We start from the raw sequence: 22,303 nt of genomic DNA, 5'->3' as shown, positions 1-22,303 counted from the left end.
TTTGCCCATCTTAAGTTGTGATAGGTACATGGAGTGAGTGATGTCAGACAATGAGCTTAAACTGAATATTAATGGCAAACTGTTTACATTAGACGCCGATCCTAATATGCCCATTCTTTGGGCTGTTCGCGATATGTTAGGGATGACAGGCACTAAGTATGGCTGTGGTGCTGGTCTATGTGGGGCTTGTACTATCCATATTGATGGTGAGCCTGCTAGAGCTTGTTTAACCAGCTTAAAGCAGGTTCAGGGCAAGAGTGTCACCACCATTGAGGGCTTAGAGGCCGATAAATTACGTCTCGCCTGGTCAGAGTATAATGTGCCTCAATGTGGCTACTGTCAGTCGGGGCAGTTGATGTCCGCTGCAGCGCTGTTAAGCAAGAAGCAGAGGCCTAGTGAGGCGGAAATTGATGATGCCATGTCAGGTAATATCTGCCGGTGCGGCACTTATCCCCGGATTAAGTCTGCCATTTTAAGCGCTGCAGAGTCCTCAAAAATGGAGGCCGAGTCATGAATCCATCCTATTCTGCGGTACAAAATTTTAGTCGCCGAGATGTGCTTAAACTGTTTGGAGCCACAGGTGGCGGATTAGCTTTAGGCGCAACAGGTTTGAGCTGGAGCCCTATGGTGATGGCTCAAGGAGAGGAGTCAAGGTTGAACCTTTTCATCGCCATTGGTGAAGATGACAAGGTGTATCTAACCTGCCATCGCTCTGAGATGGGTCAGGGGATCCGCACTGGGATCCCACAGGTTTTAGCCGATGAACTTGGGGCTGATTGGAATAAGGTCGTTGTCGTTCAAGGTTTAGCCGATAAACGTTATGGAAGCCAAAATACAGATGGTTCACGCAGTATCCGTAAAGGCTTTGATAAGATGCGTGAGATGGGCGCCATGGCTCGCACTATGCTCGAGCAAGCGGCTGCCGATAAGTGGCAAGTGCCGATATCTGAGCTCAGTACGGCCAATAACTTAGTTATCCATACCCAATCGGGAAGGATGGTAAGTTTTGGTGAATTAGCCAGCGCCGCTTCCAAATATGAGCTCCCTAAAGTGGAAACGCTTGTTTTAAAGTCACCTCAGGATTTCACCCATATTGGTAAGCCCCATAAGATTGTTGATATGGATGGGATCCTCAACGGAGAGGCTATATATGGTTTTGACGTTCAGCTTGAGGGGATGCGTTATGCCAGTATTGTTCGTCCACCTGTTTATGGGAGTGAGGTGAAAACCTTAGATGACAGCCAAGCGCGTAAGGTTGCTGGAGTGATCGATGTCATTCGTTTACCTGTTCCTAAAGGTGCGCCAGCTTTTCAACCTCTTGGCGGCGTTGCTGTGATCGCGAGTAACTCTTGGAGTGCCATTGAAGGGCGAAAAGCTTTGGCTATTACTTGGAGTGAGTCCAATAATGATAGCCACGACTCTCAGGCTTTTCTACAGCAGCTGGTTGAGAGAGTGCAAGCTCCTGGTAAGCTGGTGAGGCAGCAGGGGGAGCAGAGCAGTGATTGGCCGAAAGAGAGTACGATTAAGGCTATCTATACCGTTCCCTATTTAGCTCATGCGCCGATGGAGCCGCCGGTGGCGACTGCAAATGTCACCGATTCAGGTTGCGAGCTTTGGGCATCAACCCAAACCCCTCAAAGTGCAGCGCAAAATGTGGCTGGTTTTCTTGGTTTGAAAGAGGAGCAGATTAAGGTCAATGTGATCTTGCTTGGTGGCGGTTTTGGCCGTAAATCTAAGCCCGATTACTGCGTTGAAGCTGCACTGTTATCACAACAGTTAAAAGTTCCTGTAAAAGTATGCTGGAGCCGTGAGGATGAGATCCAAAATGGTTATCTGCATGCCATTAGTGCTCAGCTCTATCAAGCAAGGTTGGGTGATGACAAGATGCCACAGGCTATGCTGCAACGAACGGGGTTTCCTAGTATAGGCTCGACCTTTGCCGAAGGGGCTGATTATCCGGCGCCTTGGGAAGTGGACTTAGGTTTTGTTGATGTGCCTTTGGCGGTGAAGAGTTTGCGCTGCGAAACTGTGGAGGCCAAAGCACACACTCGAATTGGCTGGATGCGCTCTGTGTGTAATATTCAGCATGGGTTTGGTATTGGCAGTTTTGTCGACGAGCTGGCTGTAAAAGCCAATAAACCTATTACACAGATGTGGCGTGACTTGTTAGGCACTGAGCGACAAGAGACTTTTGTCAATCAAGAGTTTAAGTATGGTAATTACGGTGAGGATCTGGCTCGTCATCCTGTTGATATTGCCCGATACCATGGGGTGATTGAGGCGGTTGAACTTGGGATGAGAAAAGGCGAGCAACCTAAAGTGAATCAAGCTTGGGGATTTGCCGTACATCGCAGTTTTGCCGCTTTTGTGGCTGTTGCCTTGCTGGTAGAGGTTGATAAAGATAACAAGCTTAAGGTGTTACGAGCCGTTGCTGCCATTGATGCTGGAACTGTGGTTAATCCTGACAGGGTTAAATCTCAGACCGAAGGGGCGATTATGTTTGGCTTGAGCTTGGCCATGATGGGGGAGATAAGTTTTAAGCAGGGCAAAGTTCAGCAATCAAACTTTCATGATTACCCTCTGCTGAGAATGACCCAATGTCCTGATATTGACGTGACCGTTATCTCATCTGATGCTCCACCTGGTGGGGTAGGAGAGCCAGGAGTGCCGCCTGTTGCACCAAGCCTAACCAATGCTATTTTTGCCGCCTCTGGTATTAGGATAAGGGAGCTTCCAGTGAGTAAACATCTGACGGTTTAATTTATGCCTAAGCAACTTCAATGTGCAGCTCCCTGCATTTGAGGTTGCTCAATTAATCTGTATTAAAAGGTCTGCCTAAGGGGAGACCTTTTTATTTGCTTAACGCTATTGTCTGCTTGCTCATTTAATAGTTGTTAAGATCTTTAAATGGTTTCTTGTTGGTTTTTTTACTACATAAGACTGATTAAAGATCAAATAAAGGACAATAAAACCGCAGTTAATCTCGAGTTTATGGCATTGATCCTATTTTTGTTATTAAAAATGGAGTAATTTGTCTTTCAAAATTATTCCAATGTAATGAGGGGTCATACATGGAACATCGTTGGCAGGTCGCCATATCGGCGGGTCTACTTGCGGCTGTCTGGGCGGGCGTCGCAGATATCTTTCACCTGATCACTTGGATTGGGTTTCTAAGTTGTAGCACTTACTTCGCACTAGGAAAACTTAATTTTCAAGGGGTTGTTATCTCTTGGGCAACAAACTTGTCTGGTGTTTTTTGGGCTTGGTTGGTTATAAGCGGCAGCAGTTATTTTGAAACTCCTATGGTGGGTTATCTGCTGACGGGCGTGGTGACCGCTGCCATGTGTCTTCAGGCTAGCTACAGTAAGCTGGCTTTCATACCTGGCGCCTTTATTGGTTGCTGTATCACTTTCGCAATGGGGGGAGATATTGGTAAAATCTTGCCTGCATTAATTATAGGTTCACTTTTAGGCTATAGCATGTCAGAGCTCACCTCTGTGTTGGTGGCATTGAAGTTAAAATGGCACAAAAGGCTCCAGGGAAACGGAGCAGCAATAAGCTCGCCTAATCACACAAGTTCGTGAGACAGAGCAGGGTTAATTAGTTTTTATACTCGATAACAAAAATAATGGGGCGCAGCAGTTGGTTTTTCTGTTGTGAACGAAGAGGTTGTAGGAATTATGAAGCAGATCCAGTTTAGAAAAATAGATGCCTTAATGATTAAGTTGAGCTTGAATGGCAAGTTTTGGCTACTGTGTACCTTGGTATCTTTGATCACCACAAGTATCGCCTTGGTTAACCTTAATAAAGCACAGGGGCAAGTTGAGCACAGCTCTCAAGAGCGAGCTCAGTCAGTCGTTGATACCTTTGCTAACGTGGCGCAATCACAGGGACTCTCTGGGGATGACTTAGCAAGTTTTGCCTCATCTCAGGGATTGCTACTCAATCATAGTCGTGTCGATAACCGTCAGGGAGACAGAGTGACCGTATCGGCGCCTGTGGGCCGTCAGTATCTGCAGTTAACGACAGATGTTAAATCATGGGAGGCGCAAGCGTTAAGTGATGCCAAGATGATGCTGTGGGTTGCATTAATCGGTTTACTTCCTCTATTCCAGCTCAGTTACTGGACCTCAACCTCTTTAGGTGGTGGGTTATGGGATATGTATGTCGCGATTAAGCGTCTAGCGGATGGGGATCTGACCCAAAGGTTAAACTTCTTCGGTAAGGATGATTTCAGTATGATCGCCACTGAGATAGATCGCAGCGCCGATAACATGAGTGAGATGGTGACGGCCATAGGCCACAATGCGGCAACACTGGCTCAGGCTGCCGATGAGTTTGATCAACAAGCTAAACAGAGTGAAGATCTTATCGGTTGCCAACATCAATTTTTAGACAGTGTTGCGGTGGCGATGGATCAGATGACTGCAGCTATTGAAGAGGTGTCTCATAATGCGGCAAACACCTCTGAGCAAACACAGGCGAATACCCAGCAAGCGCAATCGAGTAAACAGCGTATTGCAGAGGCGGTCACTCGTATCTCAACCTTAGTGAGTGAGATAGACACAGCGTCAAGCTCAGTGTCACAACTGTCAAACAGTGCTTCTGAAATTGGCGCTGTGGTCACGACGATTAATGGGATCTCAGAGCAGACAAATCTTCTAGCTCTGAATGCGGCTATTGAAGCAGCGCGCGCCGGAGAGCAGGGCAGAGGCTTTGCGGTTGTTGCCGACGAGGTGAGAACCTTAGCGGGGAGAACACAAGCTGCAACCGTTGAGATTCAATCTATGATTGAGGGACTGCAGAAGGGCAGCTCAACCTTATCTAAGGTGACAGAGAGTATCGTTGAGCAAGCGGATCAGGGACGTAACGCGATTGTCTCTGTGGGGGAAGATGTAGACTCCATGGCAGGCTCGACTGCGGGTGTGTTTGATATGAGCTCACAAATAGCGGCTTCAGCTGAGGAGCAAAGTGTGTCGGCTCGTGATATTGCCACTCAACTTAATGATATTAGAGATCAGTCTCAAATTATTAAAGACACGGCTCAACGCTCGGTCACACTGGCTGCAAACCTGAGTAACTCCTCCATTGAACTGGATAAGATATTGACTCAATATACTTTGAGTTAATTTTTCTGTTGGAAACTGAAAAGCAAAACCTTGGTTTTGCTTTTTTTTTGCCTACTCTTAAGTAGGGGCACGCAGGTGTCATGATTATCAGGGGATATTATACCAATCAGTATAAAGGTTTGATCGCTCAGCGAGAGTTTAGCGGTGCTGAGGCAAGGTCCTTAATTGCTCCTGCATTAATGACATTCACCACATCCATGTGGTTTGCAACGAGTGAAGAGCATAGTGAAACTAAGGTTAAGCTCCCTCTTTGTTTATAAAAAGTCACAGCATCAGCACCGCTAAAACTCGCCTGTAAGGAGTGTTTTTGGCTGCCTACTTCTGCGTTGAATGAACTCACAAGGGAACAACCATTCCATCATCCATTCATCTTGAATTAGTTTGCCAAAAGACACTCTGAGTAGATCAACTTCTTATACTGATTGGTATTATTCTCTTTCATGAAATTTTTCTCTTTATATTCAGTTCCTATTGTCGAGAGGATAAAAGTGACAGCATCTCCTTTCATATTTCTTTTTGTCATTGAAACGAGGTTGATGTGAGTTATAGATGGGCAAGAGTGTTATGTTCTGGGTTATTTTTAGTGCCATTGGGGTGGAGTTTTGCTGCTAATGCAGAAAAGATTAGATTGGTTGATCCATCAGGTGAGCCGATGCCTGACTTGGTTGTGTATCTTCAAGCTAAAAATAGCCAACAGCATACAGTTGGCAACAAAGTTAGTCCCCCTCTAGAGATACATCAAAAAGATAAACAGTTCACTCCCTATATTACAGTCATGCAAAAAGGGTATGAATTACAATTTGTTAATGACGATGATATTACTCATCATATCTACTCTGCCGCAGGGCCTAAACGTTTCTCTTTTAAGTTGAGAAAAGACAACTCAACTAAAACCTTACGTTTTGACCAAGAGGGTCACATCTCCATGGGCTGTAATATTCATGATTGGATGAGTGGACATCTGCTGGTGGTCGACACCCCCTATTTTGCCATCGCAGATGAGAGTGGAGAGGTTGAATTTGATGAGATACCCAATGCCGAGTATGAGATAGTGGTGTGGCACCCTCAGTTGCAGGCTGAAAATAATACGCTTATGCAGACTGTCACGACTCCCTCCTCTACACCTATCATAGTCACCATTAATGCGGCTATGGCCGATATTCCAGAACAAAAAAGTCTCGATGACTTTGATTTTCTAGAAGGTTACTAATGACAGGGATATTCAATCGAATACAAACCCGCATCTTTGGCTTCTTCGTTATCTTGTTGATAGCGGTTCAAGCAATCTCATTTTCAATCACTTTTTTTGCCAATCAACGGCTTGAGCAGCAGCAATTGAGTAACCAGCTATCTGTGGCCGAGCTAGTGTTTAAGTCTGATTATGGTCAACGCCACTACTACCTTTCGGCCTTTGCCGAAACTGCGGCGAAAGATTTTGGTCTTAAGGACATTTTTATTGATAACGACAGTCGCAGCTTTCTGGTGGCTTTGAATAACCATAGAAAACGAATCAACGCCGATCTGGCTATTGCTGTTGATAGGCATGGGACCATCATAGGTGAGTTGGTGCTTAACACTGACGTGCAGGATTTGGGGAAGGTAATAGTTGGACCTGAGCAGGGGCAAGCATTTCGCTACCCCCTAGATGCAGGACTTGAAAATGCCAATCCACTCTATTCATTGGGAGAGAATATCTACCAGATTAAATTCGCGCCTTTAACCAGTGGTGCGGGCAATGTCATTGGTTGGGTGGGATTTGGCTTTATTATTGACGATGCATTAGCAAAATCTTTGCAGTTACATACAGGATTAAATGCGGGGTTTGTAGCAACGCAAAGTGGAGTGGACAATCAGTTTTTTAGTTTGTCAGGTAAAGCGTTAAATTCTGCTGACAGTGCTGCCGTTTCCGATTTTATTGCTAATGGATTGGTTAATGAAGATTATGTGCTTTGGCATGAACAGCTTGGAATTATTGATGGAAAGCAGGTGCATGCCTTTATGTTTCGGACTCGGTACGATGTGCTTGAGTCATTCCAGAAACAGTGGTTACAGCAGTTAGGCTTAATTTTATTGATGCTGCCAGTCTCTCTATTGTTGGCTTTTTTTATCTCAAGTGGTGTGACAAAACCCATTAAACTCTTGATTGAACAGGCAAGGTATATCGCTAAGGGGAACTACAACTCCAAAGTTCAAGTGGGAAACAGTGTCGAGATGCAGCTGTTAGCCGAGGAATTTACTGTGATGCAGCAGGCGATATTGAGCCGTGAGAGTGAAATTGCATTTCAGGCATACCATGATCCTTTGACTAAGCTCGCCAATAAGAATGAGCTAAAGCGTGTCACCTCCTCTTGGTTTAACAGTAAGTCAGCTGTTGCCATCTGTTTAATTGATATTAAGCGTATGACCGAAGTTAACGGTACTTTAGGTCATGTGGTGGGGGATGAAGTGATCAAAGAGATCGGTAAGCGATTATCATCTTTCGATAAGATTGACCTTGTTTGCCATATGACGGGAGATGAGTTCGCCTTAGCCTTTAAAGCTATCTCTCCAAAAGAGTTAAGGGGCTTGATGAGTGAGCTGCAAAAAAGCATTGAAGCAGAGTATCGATATCAAGATATCTCTCTACATCTTCAACTCTCTATCGGGATCAGTTTTGTTCACTACCCAAGCGATTTAGAGACCCTATTGCGCCAAGCTGATACTGCCCTACAACACGCGAAAAAAAATAGATTGGATCAACAGATCTACACGCAACAGATCGATGGTAATACATTGGAGCGCTTACAGCTGATTAATGAGTTGAAATCCGCCATTGATAATGGAGAGTTGGTGCTTTTTTATCAGCCAAAATTAGATCTTAAGTTAAAGAAGGTGACTCATGTAGAGGCTCTGGTGCGTTGGCAACACCCGGATAGAGGCATGATCCCGCCAGATCTGTTTATTCCGATTGCTGAGCAGATGGGGCAGATGAATGCGCTAACCCATTGGGTCATCAATGAGTCTCTCGAGCAGTACCTTAAGTGGAAGCCTCAGGGCATAGAGCTATGTATCGCGATTAATATCTCTGCTGAAAACTTAAAGGATGAAGGTTTCTGCCAATATGTGTTGGATCTTGTGAACCATAAAGGTGTGCCAATAGATGTGCTCACTTTAGAGATCACCGAAGATGCCGTGGTATCAGATCCTGAAAATGCAATAAAACAGCTGACAGTACTGAAAAAAAGTGGTCTTAAACTATCGATTGATGATTACGGCACAGGATATTCATCCTTGGCTCAGTTAAAGCAGTTACCTGTGGATGAACTGAAAATTGATAAATCATTTGTGCAAAATTTAATGGTGAATCAAGACGATCGCATTATTGTTAATTCGACATTACAACTGGCTCATAACTTAGGTTTAAGTGTGGTGGCCGAAGGCATAGAGGATGAGGGAGCATTAAACTGGCTTGCAGAGCGAGGATGTGAATTGGGGCAGGGATTCTACCTATCCAGACCTTTAGATGCAGACAAAATTACCGATTGGTTGGCCAGATCACCTTATTAAGATCCATGTTGGAACTGCTAGGTATGAAGCTCATTTTTATCAGCCGGTGTATAAGGGCAAGCATATGCCCAATGAAAAGGGGAAGCGATGAAATATTGGCCATGGATGTTAATGTTAGTCTCATCAAACTTAATGGCGGCAGAGCATCAAGTCTCAGGTGTTGTGGACATAAGAGCCAGTTACACAGATAGCATCACATCATATGTCGATGGTGGATTGGGTAAGTTTCGTTTTAATCCTAATGGCCAGTTATCATTAGCTCAAGCAGGCCTTAGTTATCATCTGGATTGGGAAAACCCTTTTTCAGCCCATGTGGTGGCTAATGCCTATTGGGATGGCGTGAGGGATAATATTGGTTTTACCGAAGCGTATTTTAAGTATAAAGGGCTACCTTGGGACAGTGGGCTGAGATTATCTGGGAGGTTTGGGCTCTTATATCCGAGTATCTCCATGGAGAATATTGCGACGGCTTGGTCGTCACCCTATACGCTCACCTATTCTGGTATCAATAGCTGGATTGGTGAGGAGGTTCGCCATATCGGTGGCGAGCTGAGCATAGATCAGCTAGGCAAGTTTAGCGGCTCTCGCCATGATTTCAGGCTAACCGCTGAGATTTTTCAGAGTAATGACACGGCTGGTGCCATGTTATCTTGGCACGGCTGGACAAACAGTTCTCGTCAGACTCTGCAGCAAGAAAAGCTGCCACTGAGTGCGCTTCCCAGTCTTGATGGGGGCTCATTGACAGAGCAGGCAAGGGAGTCAGACCCCTTCTTAGAGCTGGACAACAATATCGGCTACCACCTTAAGACTCAATGGCGTATGCAAGGAAATGGGAGAGTGGAGCTTGGATACTATGATAACGACGGTGACACTCGAGTGGTAAAAGAGGGGCAATATACTTGGCTAACACGCTTTGCTCACCTAGGAGCTAAATGGCGCTTACCTTATCGTATTGAACTGATTGCTCAATATTTGAAAGGCGATACCTTGATGAGAGCGCCTTCTGGGATAAACATTGTTGATAATGACTATGATAGTGGGTTCATTTTATTGAGTCGTAAATGGCAGAAGCATCGGCTCTCTCTGAGATTTGAAGAGTTTCGCGTTACCGATAATGATCTAACCCCGGATGATGATAATAGCGAGCGTGGAAATGCCGCCACTCTCTCCTATGGCTATCAGTGGCGTAAAGGTTGGTTTCTTCAGGCTGAATATAATCGCATCGACTCAACGCGTCCGGCGCGTGTAGCTCAAGGTTATGATAAGAGATTAATTGAGCAGCAGTGGCAGTTAGCGAGCCGTTACTATTTTTAGCTAACGGCTCGTTTAGTTTAAGTGAATCAAATCGTGATACTGATTGGTATTATAGCGCCGCTGCGACGATAGTGCCTTGCTTGATTGCACGTTTAGCGTCAAGTTCTGAGGCGATGTCAGCGCCGCCGATTAAGGTGACTTTGACATTGTCTGCTTCCAACCCCGCTCGTAGGGCTCTGTGGGAGTCCTGACCTGCGCAGATGATGATATTATCCACTTCAAGTAACTGGGCTTTTCCCTCTACCTCAATGTGCAGACCTTGCTCATCAATTTGAGTGTATTGAACGCCTTTAAGCATCTTAACGCCCTTATTTTTCAATACAGTGCGGTGGATCCAACCCGTACTTTTACCTAACCCAGCTCCTACTTTGGAAGTTTTACGCTGCAGCAGGAATACCTGACGCGGTGAAGGCTCACTTTGAGGCTCTGTTAAGCCACCTGGAGTTGAGACGTTGAGATCGACTCCCCACTCTTTCATGTAAGCGTCTTTATCTAAACTAGTGGACGGTCCTTGATGGGAAAGGTATTCACCTACATCGAAGCCAATGCCGCCAGCGCCAATAATGGCAACACGCTTACCCACAGGCTTCTTATGTTTAAGTACATCAATGTAGGTCATCACCTTAGGGCTTTCGATGCCAGGAATATCGAGCTGTCTTGGAGTGATGCCGGTTGCAAGTAGGACCTCATCGAAATGACTTAAATCCTCTTTCGTAGCTTTTGTGTTTAGCTTAAGTGTTACGCCTGTGAGTTCAATCTGCTTACTGAAGTAGCGAATGGTTTCAGAGAACTCCTCCTTACCCGGAACTTGTCTGGCGATATTAAACTGGCCACCAATTTTACCGTCTGCTTCAAATAGGGTGACCTTATGGCCGCGCTTAGCGGCCGTTGTTGCTGCTGCAAGCCCAGCTGGTCCTGCGCCAACTACGGCAATATTTTTAACTTCGCTCGCTGGCATGATAATGAGCTTAGTTTCGTGACAAGCTTGCGGATTAACTAAACATGAGACCAGCTTCATCTGGAAGATATGATCTAAGCAGGCTTGGTTACAGCCTATGCAGGTGTTAATCTCATCGGCTTTTCCGGCCGCCGCTTTATTAATAAAATCGGGGTCGGCCAACATGGGTCTGGCCATGGAGATGATATCGGCATTGCCCTCGGCAAGAATATCTTCAGCAAGCTCTGGGGTATTGATACGGTTTGTGGTGCATAGAGGGATGCTCACCTCCTGCTTCATCCGCTTGGTGACCTCAACAAAGGCGCCGCGGGGCACACTGGTGGCAATAGTGGGAACCCTTGCTTCATGCCAGCCAATGCCTGTATTGATAATGGTGGCGCCTACAGCTTCAATACCTTTAGCAAGTTCAACAACCTCCTGCCAGGTGCTGCCATCTTCGACCAAGTCCAGCATAGATAGGCGGTAAATAATGATGAACTCTTTTCCCACAGCTTCTCGGGTGCGGCGAACTATCTCAAGGGCGAGTCGAATCCGGTTTTGGTAACTGCCGCCCCAACGATCGTTTCTGTGGTTGGTGCGCTTACAGATAAATTGGTTAATGAAATAACCTTCAGAGCCCATGATCTCCACACCGTCATATCCCGCCGCTTGTGAGTTAAGGGCGCAGTTGACGAAATCTTGGATCTGTTTTTCAATTCCTGCTTCATCAAGCTCTTTGGGGACAAACTGGTTGATGGGGGCTTGAAGTGGTGAGCAGCTCACCAAGTGTGGATGATATGCGTAGCGGCCGGTATGTAAGATCTGCAGGCAGATAGCGCCTCCCTCTTTATGAACCGCTTGAGTGATAATTTTGTGTTTTTCGATATCTTCATCGGTGGCAATCATGGTGGCATTGGGCATACCGCCGCCCTCAATATTAGGGGCAAAACCACCAGTCACGATAATGCCTATTCCACCTGCGGCGCGCTGCGCGTAATAAGCTGCCATACACTCGAAGCCGCCGGGCGCTTCCTCTAGGTTTGTATGCATCGAGCCCATCAAGCTACGATTTTTTATGGTGCGGAACCCGAGATCAAGCGGGGCCATCAGATGTGGGTATGGATTGCTCATTATTCGATACCTATTATTATTTTATCTAAATTATTGGTTAAAGATAGAGCGAATGATAAGATTAGCCAATGACTAATGTTAACAAATTGATGATTATAATTTGCATGGTGGTGCGTTGTGAAACTCGGTGATATCTCTGTCTCTTACATTGAAATTGTGATCAAAGCGATGCTGCTACTGGGCATTAGCCCTGATGATATTTTAGATAAATACTCTATTGACCATAAAGCTTTATCATCACCCGATGCGAGAGTGACTATCCCTAAATTTATGCGTTTAGGCCATGACTGTATTAAAAAGTCACAAACACCTTGGCTAGGGTTAGTGATGGGGGAGGTGACGACGGCAACTAACTTAGGGGTGGCAGGCTTGTTGGCACTCTCATCGCAAGATCTCAAGCAAGCGTGTGCACAGCTAGCTACCTATGAGTTGCTCAATAAGTATAACTCTCGAGGCCAGTCGGCCTTTTATGTTAATCATGCCTTTGGAATGGAGATGGGAAAAAGCCGTGAACTGTGCCGTGAATATGGTATTGAAGATGGTCAGGGCGTACTGATGTTCTACTCAATCAACCCCTACAACGAGTTTAATCATTTTGTGGTGGACTCAGTATTATCAGGTTGGTATCAGGTGATTAAAAATCTAACTGGTCACGAAGGTGCGATCGAGAAGGTCTGTTTCGAATTTCCAGCTCCGGAGTATGCGGATAAATATAGTGAATATTTCAATTGTGACGTTGCCTTTAACCAGTCAAACAACTATTTAGTGATTAAGGCTCAAGCACTCGATTGGACTTGTCTAAATCGCAGTGCACCGACGTTTGAGCTGTTAAAACGAAGCGCAGATGCTGAACTTGAGAAGGTGCGTTTGGGTTTAAGTTTTCATGAGAAAGTCAGCCGTGTGATAGGCCCGCTCCTTGACGGAACAACACCCACTTTAGAGCAGGTCTCCGAGCAGCTAAATATGGCCCCTTGGACCGTTAGACGCAAGCTGGTTGAGGAGGGGGGAAGCTTTCAGCAGACGCTCAATGAGACAAGGCGAGCTCTCTCCATCAGCTATGTTCGTGATACAGCATTGACCCTTGGAGAGATAGCCTATCTATTGGGTTTTGGCTCACCTACCGCTTTTCAACGTGCCTTTAAACGTTGGACGGGAGAAGCGCCAGGGCGCTTCAGAACCTCTAAAAGCAAACAATAGTGCTTGGGATTAAGCAATCTTCTGCTCTTGTGTTATATCGTCCTTAAGTTGACGGCGTAAAATCTTACCAACTGGTGACATAGGAAGCTCTTTTCTAAACTCATAGATACGTGGAATCTTATAGGCTGTAAGTCGCTCTTTGCAAAATGCTTTAAGATCTTCTGCGCTCAATGTGACATCGTTTTGAGTGACCACATAGAGTTTTATCACCTCACCCTGTTTAGGATCTGGTACCCCGATAGCGGCGCAGTTAAGGACATCAGGATGTGTAGCTACTACCCCCTCTATCTCATTGGGGAACACGTTAAAGCCTGAGACAATGATCATATCTTTGACGCGATCGACAATGCTGACATAGCCATCTTTATCGATAATGGCAATATCCCCAGTCAGTAACCAGCCACCGTCTGGCGTAAAAGATTCCCGTGTTGCTTTAGGGCGATTCCAGTAGCCTTTCATCACCTGAGGCCCTTTGACGCAAAGCTCACCGCGCTCGCCGATAGGCACTTCATCACCGATGGCATTGATGCATTTGAGGCTAGTTCCAGCCACTGCTTGACCTACAGTGCCTTGACGCTCCAAACCATTAAAGGGGTTCATGCAGACAGCAGGTGAGCATTCGGTTAAGCCGTAGGCTTCAGAGATCCCAACCCCCGTCATCTCTTTCCATCGCTCAGCGGTGTCATCCATCAAAGCTGTGCCGCCAGATAGGGTGAATACCATCTCACTAAAGTCGAGCTGCTTAAAACTTGGACTCTCCATCAGAGAGACAAACAGGGTGTTGAGTCCCATCAAACCTGTGATTTTAAATGGCTTCATCGCTTTAATGAAAGTTTCGGTATCTCTAGGGTTGGCGATAAGTACGCTGTGCTCCCCGAGCCTGAAAAATGCCATTAAATGCACGGTGAAGGAGTAGATATGGTAAAGGGGCAGGGGAGCGACCATGATGGATTGCTTGTTATCTCCCATTAACTGCTTGCCATCTTCACCTTTTTGCATCGTCACGGAGCCCGATTGCAACATGTTAGCGATGATGTTGGCATTGGTGAGCTCAGCACTTTTGGCAACGCCCGTTGTCCCACCTGTGTATTGCAATACTATGGTGTCATCAGGCTGATTGAGGTGAGCAGGGGTAAAGCCTTTACCTAAAGATTGCTTGAGTACCTTTCTGAACGAAACGGCTTGGGGGAGATGATATTTAGGAACCATCTTTTTGATATGTTTTACAGTAGAGTTGATTAATACTCGCTTTACACTGGGCAGCATATCAGCAAGGCTGGCGGTTAGGATAAGCTCTAAGCTGGTTTCAGCTTGAATATTTTCAACGGACTTGGCAAACAGATCCATGCACAAAAGCGCTTTAGCACCAGAGTCGTTAAATTGATGGATCATCTCACGCTCGGTGTAGAGGGGATTGGTATTAACGATACGCAGTCCCGCTCTTAATGCACCGTAAACAGCAATGGGATATTGAAGCGTATTAAGCATCTGGATAGCGATGGCATCGCCAGGGAGCAGTGAGGTATGGTTTTGCAGGTAATGGGCAAAGGCTGCACTGTACTCATCTATCTGACGAAAACTTAAGGTGTGACCTAAGCTGGTAAAGGCGGGCCTATCTGCATAAGTGACAAAGGCTTCCTCAATCGCCTGAATGACAGAGTCATATTGGGTAAAGTCTATCTGATCTGCCAGTCCAGGTGCGCGTTTATCATCCCAAAAAGATGCGTCCATAAATCCCTCTTATTGTTATTCTTTTACTTTTTTTGACTCATTAGTAGGCATCTGCGTTGGATGCTGGTTATAGAAAGTCTTTATTCGATAACGACTATCACTCAAATAGTGAACAATGAGAAGTGACCAATCATGACAAATTAGTACCCTAAACGAACATTGTTTAGTGATCTTTTTAACGAGGAAGGACGTTTTTTCAGGCTCAGTTCAGAGTCACCCTTTATAAGTAAACTTAAGATAGTATTTGTTTTTGTTTTGCCTTCAACAAATCTATAATGCTGCAGAAAAGAAGATAACAATAACAAGATAGTTAACAAATTGGAGTCTATAGACACTATGAAGAAACAGTTAAGTACTGTTAAACACGCACTCGCATTATCCCTAGGTCTGTTAAGTTTTACCGCGCACTCAAGCGATATATTAACCGCTGAAGAGATTGTGGGTCTGCAACAAGTAGCTCAGGCACAAGTGAGCCCATCTGGCGACAATGTTGCCTTTACCCGTTATGTCCCTCGTGAGCTCTATAAAGAGGAGAATGGCCTGCACTGGGCTGAGCTCTACCTTGTTGACGATAAAGGTGTTGAGCGCCCATACATCACAGGGCAAGTCACGGTTAACAATATTCAGTGGTCGGCCGATGGCAGTGTGATCTACTTCCTCGCTAAAATGGGTGAAGACAAGTTTACAGCCCTGTATCAGATCCCATTCAGTGGTGGTCAAGCGCAGAAAACCTTTGAGCTTAAAGGGACTGATGTTGCCAGCTATGCCCTGAACCATGATGGTAAGCAGATAGCCGTTATCGCTAAGCCTGCTAAAGATAAGAGTGTTAAAGAGCTTAAAAAACTTGGCTTTATGGCAGAGGTTTATGAAGAGGACTTAACCAACAAGCAGCTATTTGTGGTTGATCTTGCCGTTAGTGATAAGCCGCTTACACCCGTTGCCTGGAACATTGAAGACTATGTCTCAGATGTGCAGTGGTCAGCAGATGGTGAGCAGCTGTTAGTCAAAACTCAGCCTACCGCCTTGATTGATGATAAATACATGAAGTCCCAGTGGCATATCGTTAATACTGCGGACCAAAAGGTGGTCACCTCATTTATCACAGAGGGAAAACTGGGTGATGCTGAGTTTTCCCATGATGGTAAATATGTCGCGATTCTTGGGGCTGAAGATAAGCATGACCCCGCAGCGGGTCGTCTATTCCTCGCAGAAACTAAGACAGGTAAGGTCTCTGAGTGGTTGCCAAATCATTTAGGTCATGTGAGTGATTTTGAGTGGAAAAAAGGTAAGAATGAACTCTACTTTATCACCAATATCAACACTGATTCAGTAGTCGGCTTAATCAAGCCAGGTAGTAATAAATACAAAGAGGTGGTCAAAGCGGGCAAGTTTATCGCTTCGCAGCTAAGTATCTCTGACTCTGATAAAACCGTCGCTCTGCGTGCTAATACAGCTAAACATCCAAATGAAGTTTATCTGCTGCGCGGCAACAAGCATAAAGCGACTAAGGTCAGCAACTCTAACCCTTGGTTAGATGATAAACGCTTTGCAAAGCAGGAGTCTATCTCTTTTAAAGCCAAAGATGGTGTCGAGATAGGCGGCGTGCTTATCTATCCACTGGATTATAAAAAAGGTCAGCGCTATCCGCTCATCATGTCCGTTCACGGCGGCCCTGAAAGCCATGACAAAGATGGTTGGTTAACCAACTACTCTCGTCCAGGTCAGCTAGGTGCAACCCAAGGTTATGCTGTTTTCTACCCTAATTATCGCGGTAGTACAGGTAAAGGGGTTGATTACTCAAAGCTAGGTCAGAACGATTACGCAGGTAAAGAGTTTGATGACTTGGTCGAGTTTAAAGATCACTTAGTTGATATGGGCTTAGTCGATAGCAAAAAGGTCGGTATTACTGGTGGTTCATACGGTGGTTACGCTTCTGCTTGGGCGGCAACAAAACTGACTAAACACTTTGCTGCCAGCGTGATGTTTGTGGGTGTGACCAACCAGTTATCTAAGTTCGGTACAACCGATATCTCTAATGAGATGCATCTTGTGCATGCCCGCTCTTACCCTTGGGATAAGTGGCAATGGTACCTAGAGCGTAGTCCTATTTACTGGGCTGGTCAGTCTGAGACGCCACTGCTGATTATGCATGGTAAAGATGACCCACGTGTTCATCCAGCACAATCAATGGAGCTTTATCGCTACATGAAAGTGCAAGGTAAAGATGTCCGTTTGGTTTACTACCCGGGTGAAGGCCATGGTAACCGTAAAGCGGCGGCTCAGTATGACTATCATCTGCGTCTGATGCGCTGGATGGATCACTACCTCAAGAGCGACAATAAAGAGATGCCAGCTCACGAGCTAGATCATAAAGCCAAGCTAGAGGCAGTTACAAAAGAGAAAGAGGATTAATCTCTCCTGTTTTCTTAGTTAAAAAAACGCCAACTCTGTGAGTTGGCGTTTTTGTTATGCTTGTCAGTGTTGCAATAAGAAAACCCCATGATTGAAAGTTTCAATCATGGGGTTTATATCGACTATGTAAGCAAAATTGATCTACTTAAAGCTGCTCCAGATTGGTGCGTGATCTGATGGCTTCTCGATGCCGCGTAGATCGTAATCCACATCGGATTCGACTAGGCGCGCAGCGAGTGATTTGGTTGCTAATACCACGTCGATCCGCAGACCGCGGTTATCATCAAACCCTTTACTGCGGTAATCAAACCAAGAGTAACGATCAACGCGCTCTGGGTGCAGTTCGCGGAAGGTATCGAGTAGCCCCCAATCCATCAGGGTTTTAAGCCATTCACGCTCTTCTGGTTGGAAGCTACATTTGCCAGTTTTAAGCCAGCGCTTAGCATTTGGCTCACCAATGCCGATGTCGAGATCTATCGGTGAAATATTGATGTCACCAATCACGGCAATATCTTCATCTGCGCTATGGTGCTGGTTTAAATAGATCATTAGATCTTTATAGAACTGACGCTTAGCTGGGTACTTGGTCTCATGGCTGATATTGTCACCTTGAGGGAAGTAGCCATTGAGCACGGTTAATGGGCGGCCATTTTCTTGGGTGAATGTGCCCATGATCATGCGGCGCTGGGCATCTTCACTGTCAGTGGGAAAGCCTTTTTGTACCTTCACAGGCTCAAGTTTAGACAGCATAGCCACGCCATAGTGAGCTTTACCACCGTGATAGTGTACCTTGTAGCCCATGGCTTCCACATCCGCCACTGGGAATACATCATCGTGGGCTTTGGTTTCCTGTAGGCCGATAATATCAGGCTGGTGGCTATCGATAAGGGCTTGGAGTTGATGCAATCTGGCGCGAATGCCGTTGATGTTAAATGAGACAATTTTCATAGTGAGTTCCTAGGGCAGTACGCGTTTAAAAGGCTTAACGATGACATTTTCATAAACACCTGCGGCGATATATGGGTCAACATCGGCCCAGGCTTGAGCCTCATTAAGGGAGTCGAAGTCGGCAACCACGAGCGAGCCAGTAAAGCCCGCTTCTCCCGGGTTTTCATTGTCGATAGCTGGGTGGGGGCCTGCGACAAGTAGACGCCCTTCGTCGGCAAGTTGCTGCAGTCGAGCTAAGTGCTCTGGACGAGCGGCAAGGCGCTTGTCTAAACTATTCTCAACATCTTGGGAGGAGATCATATACCACATGGTGAATTCCTTTTTACATTGAAAGTTAAGCTTTATTTCGATTTATGGCCAGCTAATGCTAGGCCATAAATTGTGAATATTGGAAGTGTTAGCTGTTATTTGTTTAGCTCTTTTTTATGTTCTTCGGGCATGTTTTTAAAGAGGTAGATCACAGTGATGACAGTGTTGATCAAGGTGAGGGCGGTTAAACCAAAAACCTTAAAGTTAACCCAGGTCTCTTGTGACAGGCTGAAGGCGACATAGATATTGATTAGGCCGCAGGCAATGAAAAAGCTAACCCAGTACCAAGTAACATGGGCCCAAATTTTATCGGCAACCACTAGCTCTTTACCTAACATACTTTTAAGTATTGGTTTATTAAGTAGCTGACTAACAGCTAGTGCAATGGCGAACAGAGCATAAACCACCGTGACTTTCCATTTAATGAATGCATCGTCATGGAAAATCAGAGTGAGTGTGCCAAAAAAGGTGACCATGACAAAAGTGATCAGGTGCATCTTTTCAATTTTCTTATATAGAGCGTATGTCACTATGAGCTGCAGAGCCGTCGCCGCGATAAGGGCACCACTGGCAACGTAAATATCATACATTTTATAGATAGCAAAAAAGATCACTAAGGGGAGAAAGTCGAGCAGTTGTTTCATAGGTCTCTATCTAAATAAGATTTTTAAAAAGTGAGTGTAACATGCGAGTAAAGGCCGCAAAAGAGATAGCTATCGGCCTTTATACTGATTGGTATTACCCGCTATTAGAAAGAGAATCTTGCGCCCGCATAAAAACGTCTTCCGTTTCTGTAGATACCGACGGGGGCATATTGATTCCTCTCATAGGTGTAAATAATCTCATCGGTGAGATTAATCCCCTCAAAAACCAGAGAGAGTTGCTCCGTCATCATGAATGAGAGGTTAAGATCGAGCTGGCCAATATCATCGCTTACCTCTTCACCTATGCCCGTAGCGAAGTCTGTTCTGTAGTTGTAGGAGAGACGAGTGCTAATCCAGTCATTTTCAAAGTAACTGGTTAAGTTGGCACTATGATCGGAATGGCCGGGGATCTTAATATGTTCACCAGTTTCAGAGTCTTTACGCTCCCCATCGATGTAGGTGTAGTTAGCGATAATGCCTACCCCATAGATGATCTCCTGCTGCCAGCTGAGCTCGACGCCTCTAATGGTGCCACCGCTGCCATTGATGGGGCGGTTGATGATCATCTCAATATTTTCATACTCCTCCTTATAACGTTTGATATCGATGAAGGATTTGACATCTTTATGGAAGCCAGCAATTGAGAGTAGGGCTGCTTCATCGAAATACCACTCAAGTCCGATATCAAATTTGGTGGCTCTGAAGGGATCCAGATCTGGGTTTCCGCCAGCGCCTTGAGCTTGAGTCACATTGTAATTGGTCGATGGCATTAAATGGTGGTACTCAGGCCGGGACATCACTTTCGATGCAGCGACCCTAAAGACGAGATCTTCTCGCCAGTCCATGGCGATATTGATACTGGGGAGAATATCTGTGTAGCTTTTATCTGAAGTGCGCCAGAGATAATCCAGATTATCAGCATCATCGGAGGGAACTTGTTGATAGGCTGAAGCCGTTTGCTGGGTGTGAACCACACGTACACCTAAGTTACCTCGGTAACTATCACCTGAAAAATTAACCTTAGTGTAGCCAGCGTAACTGTTTTCCTTGATATCGAAGCTGCTTGGCTTCTCCTCTGTGCGGATAAAATTGAGGTCGCCATAAGCTGAGTTTAACGCTCCTGTATCGGCATAGGCATAGTGTTTAAGCGTGTTTTGTGAGCCGATCCCCACTAGGTAGTTATCGGGGAAGCTGGCGGGAAAGTCTGCAAGTGTCCAGCCTAAATCACCAGCAAGGCCGTGATAACCACCATTGCGGGAGCGGTAACGAATAAAGTCCCGAGTATGGCGCTTATATTTAACACCAAATTTAATGGAGTCGATAAACTCTCTGTCGAGTTGATGCTCAAAATCTATCTGTGCAAACAGTTCATCATCAACTGAGTTGTGTGAATCTTGCCTCACTTCACTGATGGCCCAAGCATCAGCCTGTAGCGGTGAGGTGGCATATTGAGTTTGAATATCTCTTGCAGTTTGAGTGTTAACGGTAAAATCTGTATTGGCTGACCACTGAGAGGTGAAGTCACCACTGGTGCCACCACTGGCACGGGTATAGCCAATCTGATACTGGCTTTTCCAGTAATCGAACTCATGTTCAACGAGTAGGTGATAGATGCTAGTGTCGATTTTTGATTCGCGCCAAATCGCTTCCATCGCTGTACTGAATGGGATGCCACTGGTGTTATCTGTGGGAACTTGGCTGTAGGTGGCTGAGGTTAAAGTGTTATCTTGGATCTGGTAGTCACTGACCTTTCCACCTCTGCCGTAAACCGTACTGGGTTGCCATAGGAAGTTCTGATTGCTGTTGTTGGCGTCGAGTTGGGAATAGAGGGTTTCAAACTCAATATTCCAGTCCATATTTGGCTGATATTGAAGAGATAACATGGCACTCGAGCGTACTCTGTGCTGTTCAAATAGCGCGCTTCCGCCGCCTCCAGGACTCCAAATATCTTGCAGATCGGCACTCTCTTGTTGGGTTTGGGATAAGCTGCCTTGCTGATCAATATTAAAGTTGCGCTCTGCCCAGCCCCAAGATTCGAGGCCATCACGCCTTAAGTGCCTTTCATGGCGAATGAGTGAGATAAGTGCACCGAAGTTATCATCCTCATTAATCCAGTTATAGAGCAGCGATAGTTGAGGGTCGAGTTCTTCAGAGCTTTCGCTGTATTGCATCTGAGCCGTACCCACAAACATGTGGTTCTCTGTTTCCAGCGGTTTGCGAGTTTTGATATTGATAGAGCCACCTAAGGAGCCTTCATCATGGTCAGCTTCGGGGGCTTTGCTTACCTCAAGTGAGCTGACAATCTCCGAGGGCAGCATAGTGTAGTTAAACCCTCGATTAGGTTGGGAGGAGATCCACCAATCTGCCGATGCGATATTTTGGCCATTGATATAGGTTTGGTTCTGGCTAGGCGCAGTTCCTCTAACACCGACTCTTTCCCCCTCTCCCTGAACTCGCGTCAGTGAGACACCTGTAATACGCTGCAAAGATTCGGCCACGTTCTTGTCGGGAAACTTACCAATATCTTCGGCCGTGATGGCGTCGACGACGGCGACACTGGTGCGTTTGGTGTTGATTGACTTGAGTACACTGCCTCGGATCCCGCGGATCTGAATCTTCTCGAGGGTGTCAGCATCGCTATGTTTAGAGTCAGCTTGATTGGCATAGGTGGGTTGAGTTGTTACAGGGAGTAACAACACAGGGAGTAGATAGCGCAGAGATGAGATGCTCATAGTAATATCCTGATACTACAATTTTAGCCACTGTTTAACTGGGATAAAACCGGTCTAAGGCACCCTGTAATCGTGAGCTAATCAATTAATATTTATAGTTATATTTAATTATTTTTCCCTAAGAGATGGTTTTCCCTTTAACCTCTCTTAGTTGTGCATGCGCCAGGCTGTTATATTTATTATTGATATAGCTAATACAGCGACTTAGAATATGCACGCTTACATACTACTCTGTGTTATTGTAATTAACCAATAGTTAACATGCTTTTAGTG

At 45.6% G+C, this 22,303-nt stretch carries 16 protein-coding genes; 9 read left to right on the top strand and 7 right to left on the bottom strand.

The window, feature by feature from the left end; genetic code table 11:
* Positions 1-40 precede the first annotated feature (40 nt).
* The 4 genes from K0625_RS00620 (at position 41) to K0625_RS00605 (ending at position 5,129) form a co-directional block, all read left to right on the top strand.
* On the top strand, positions 41-514 hold the full coding sequence (locus K0625_RS00620) for a (2Fe-2S)-binding protein (protein WP_220107892.1): 474 nt from the start codon (positions 41-43) through the stop codon (positions 512-514).
* Positions 511-2,760, top strand: a complete 2,250-nt coding sequence (locus tag K0625_RS00615) for a xanthine dehydrogenase family protein molybdopterin-binding subunit (RefSeq protein ID WP_220107891.1) — start codon at positions 511-513, stop codon at positions 2,758-2,760. The genes K0625_RS00620 and K0625_RS00615 overlap by 4 nt, the downstream gene beginning before the upstream one ends.
* Positions 2,761-3,071: 311 nt before the next feature.
* On the top strand, positions 3,072-3,584 hold the full coding sequence (locus K0625_RS00610; RefSeq protein WP_220107890.1) for a DUF1097 domain-containing protein: 513 nt from the start codon (positions 3,072-3,074) through the stop codon (positions 3,582-3,584).
* Between the two features lie 96 nt (positions 3,585-3,680).
* Positions 3,681-5,129 carry a methyl-accepting chemotaxis protein gene (locus K0625_RS00605; RefSeq protein ID WP_220107889.1) on the top strand — a complete coding sequence of 483 codons (1,449 nt, stop codon included), beginning with the start codon at positions 3,681-3,683 and terminating at the stop codon, positions 5,127-5,129.
* A 127-nt stretch (positions 5,130-5,256) separates the two neighbouring features.
* Here the strand turns inward: K0625_RS00605 and K0625_RS00600 are convergent, their stop codons facing one another.
* Positions 5,257-5,469: a hypothetical protein gene (locus tag K0625_RS00600; protein WP_220107888.1), complete on the bottom strand. Its 213-nt coding sequence runs from the start codon at positions 5,467-5,469 to the stop codon at positions 5,257-5,259.
* Positions 5,470-5,667: 198 nt separating this feature from the next.
* On the opposite strand from K0625_RS00600, the gene K0625_RS00595 reads away from it, so the two are divergent.
* The 3 genes from K0625_RS00595 (at position 5,668) to K0625_RS00585 (ending at position 9,989) form a co-directional block, all read left to right on the top strand.
* Positions 5,668-6,339, top strand: a complete 672-nt coding sequence (locus K0625_RS00595; RefSeq protein ID WP_220107887.1) for a cupredoxin domain-containing protein — start codon at positions 5,668-5,670, stop codon at positions 6,337-6,339.
* Positions 6,339-8,675: a bifunctional diguanylate cyclase/phosphodiesterase gene (locus K0625_RS00590; protein WP_220107886.1), complete on the top strand. Its 2,337-nt coding sequence runs from the start codon at positions 6,339-6,341 to the stop codon at positions 8,673-8,675. Before K0625_RS00595 ends, K0625_RS00590 begins: the two co-directional genes overlap by 1 nt.
* A gap of 87 nt (positions 8,676-8,762) precedes the next feature.
* Positions 8,763-9,989: a hypothetical protein gene (locus K0625_RS00585; protein ID WP_220107885.1), complete on the top strand. Its 1,227-nt coding sequence runs from the start codon at positions 8,763-8,765 to the stop codon at positions 9,987-9,989.
* Between the two features lie 49 nt (positions 9,990-10,038).
* Here the strand turns inward: K0625_RS00585 and K0625_RS00580 are convergent, their stop codons facing one another.
* Complete coding sequence (locus K0625_RS00580) at positions 10,039-12,057, bottom strand: NADPH-dependent 2,4-dienoyl-CoA reductase (RefSeq protein ID WP_220107884.1); 2,019 nt, start codon at positions 12,055-12,057, stop codon at positions 10,039-10,041.
* 117 nt (positions 12,058-12,174) lie between these two features.
* Between K0625_RS00580 and K0625_RS00575 the strand changes: the two genes are divergently transcribed.
* Positions 12,175-13,254: an AraC family transcriptional regulator gene (locus tag K0625_RS00575; protein WP_220107883.1), complete on the top strand. Its 1,080-nt coding sequence runs from the start codon at positions 12,175-12,177 to the stop codon at positions 13,252-13,254.
* A gap of 9 nt (positions 13,255-13,263) precedes the next feature.
* Here the strand turns inward: K0625_RS00575 and K0625_RS00570 are convergent, their stop codons facing one another.
* Positions 13,264-14,985, bottom strand: a complete 1,722-nt coding sequence (locus tag K0625_RS00570; RefSeq protein ID WP_220107882.1) for an AMP-binding protein — start codon at positions 14,983-14,985, stop codon at positions 13,264-13,266.
* A 336-nt stretch (positions 14,986-15,321) separates the two neighbouring features.
* On the opposite strand from K0625_RS00570, the gene K0625_RS00565 reads away from it, so the two are divergent.
* Complete coding sequence (locus K0625_RS00565) at positions 15,322-17,397, top strand: alpha/beta hydrolase family protein (protein WP_220107881.1); 2,076 nt, start codon at positions 15,322-15,324, stop codon at positions 17,395-17,397.
* Between the two features lie 141 nt (positions 17,398-17,538).
* On the opposite strand, the gene xthA is transcribed toward K0625_RS00565, so the two are convergent.
* The 4 genes from xthA to K0625_RS00545 form a co-directional block, all read right to left on the bottom strand.
* Positions 17,539-18,345 carry an exodeoxyribonuclease III gene (gene xthA / locus K0625_RS00560; RefSeq protein WP_220107880.1) on the bottom strand — a complete coding sequence of 269 codons (807 nt, stop codon included), beginning with the start codon at positions 18,343-18,345 and terminating at the stop codon, positions 17,539-17,541.
* Positions 18,346-18,354: 9 nt separating this feature from the next.
* Positions 18,355-18,654, bottom strand: a complete 300-nt coding sequence (locus tag K0625_RS00555) for a YciI family protein (protein ID WP_220107879.1) — start codon at positions 18,652-18,654, stop codon at positions 18,355-18,357.
* Between the two features lie 95 nt (positions 18,655-18,749).
* Positions 18,750-19,298, bottom strand: a complete 549-nt coding sequence (locus K0625_RS00550; protein WP_220107878.1) for a septation protein A — start codon at positions 19,296-19,298, stop codon at positions 18,750-18,752.
* A 104-nt stretch (positions 19,299-19,402) separates the two neighbouring features.
* On the bottom strand, positions 19,403-22,030 hold the full coding sequence (locus K0625_RS00545; RefSeq protein ID WP_220107877.1) for a TonB-dependent receptor: 2,628 nt from the start codon (positions 22,028-22,030) through the stop codon (positions 19,403-19,405).
* Positions 22,031-22,303 lie beyond the last annotated feature (273 nt).

This window comes from Shewanella nanhaiensis, assembly GCF_019457885.1.
GTDB lineage: Bacteria > Pseudomonadota > Gammaproteobacteria > Enterobacterales > Shewanellaceae > Shewanella > Shewanella nanhaiensis.
Note: the sequence above shows the minus strand (reverse complement) of the source record. Positions and strands in the feature narration are given on the sequence as shown.

Excerpts from the sequence above, each read along its gene's own strand:
- K0625_RS00620 (WP_220107892.1), top strand. The coding sequence starts at position 41 with ATGTCAGACAATGAGCTTAAACTGAATATTAATGGCAAACTGTTTACA.
- K0625_RS00615 (WP_220107891.1), top strand. The coding sequence starts at position 511 with ATGAATCCATCCTATTCTGCGGTACAAAATTTTAGTCGCCGAGATGTG.
- K0625_RS00610 (WP_220107890.1), top strand. The coding sequence starts at position 3,072 with ATGGAACATCGTTGGCAGGTCGCCATATCGGCGGGTCTACTTGCGGCT.
- K0625_RS00605 (WP_220107889.1), top strand. The coding sequence starts at position 3,681 with ATGAAGCAGATCCAGTTTAGAAAAATAGATGCCTTAATGATTAAGTTG.
- K0625_RS00590 (WP_220107886.1), top strand. The coding sequence starts at position 6,339 with ATGACAGGGATATTCAATCGAATACAAACCCGCATCTTTGGCTTCTTC.
- K0625_RS00585 (WP_220107885.1), top strand. The coding sequence starts at position 8,763 with ATGAAATATTGGCCATGGATGTTAATGTTAGTCTCATCAAACTTAATG.
- K0625_RS00580 (WP_220107884.1), bottom strand. The coding sequence starts at position 12,057 with ATGAGCAATCCATACCCACATCTGATGGCCCCGCTTGATCTCGGGTTC.
- K0625_RS00570 (WP_220107882.1), bottom strand. The coding sequence starts at position 14,985 with ATGGACGCATCTTTTTGGGATGATAAACGCGCACCTGGACTGGCAGAT.
- K0625_RS00565 (WP_220107881.1), top strand. The coding sequence starts at position 15,322 with ATGAAGAAACAGTTAAGTACTGTTAAACACGCACTCGCATTATCCCTA.
- xthA (WP_220107880.1), bottom strand. The coding sequence starts at position 18,345 with ATGAAAATTGTCTCATTTAACATCAACGGCATTCGCGCCAGATTGCAT.
- K0625_RS00555 (WP_220107879.1), bottom strand. The coding sequence starts at position 18,654 with ATGTGGTATATGATCTCCTCCCAAGATGTTGAGAATAGTTTAGACAAG.
- K0625_RS00550 (WP_220107878.1), bottom strand. The coding sequence starts at position 19,298 with ATGAAACAACTGCTCGACTTTCTCCCCTTAGTGATCTTTTTTGCTATC.
- K0625_RS00545 (WP_220107877.1), bottom strand. The coding sequence starts at position 22,030 with ATGAGCATCTCATCTCTGCGCTATCTACTCCCTGTGTTGTTACTCCCT.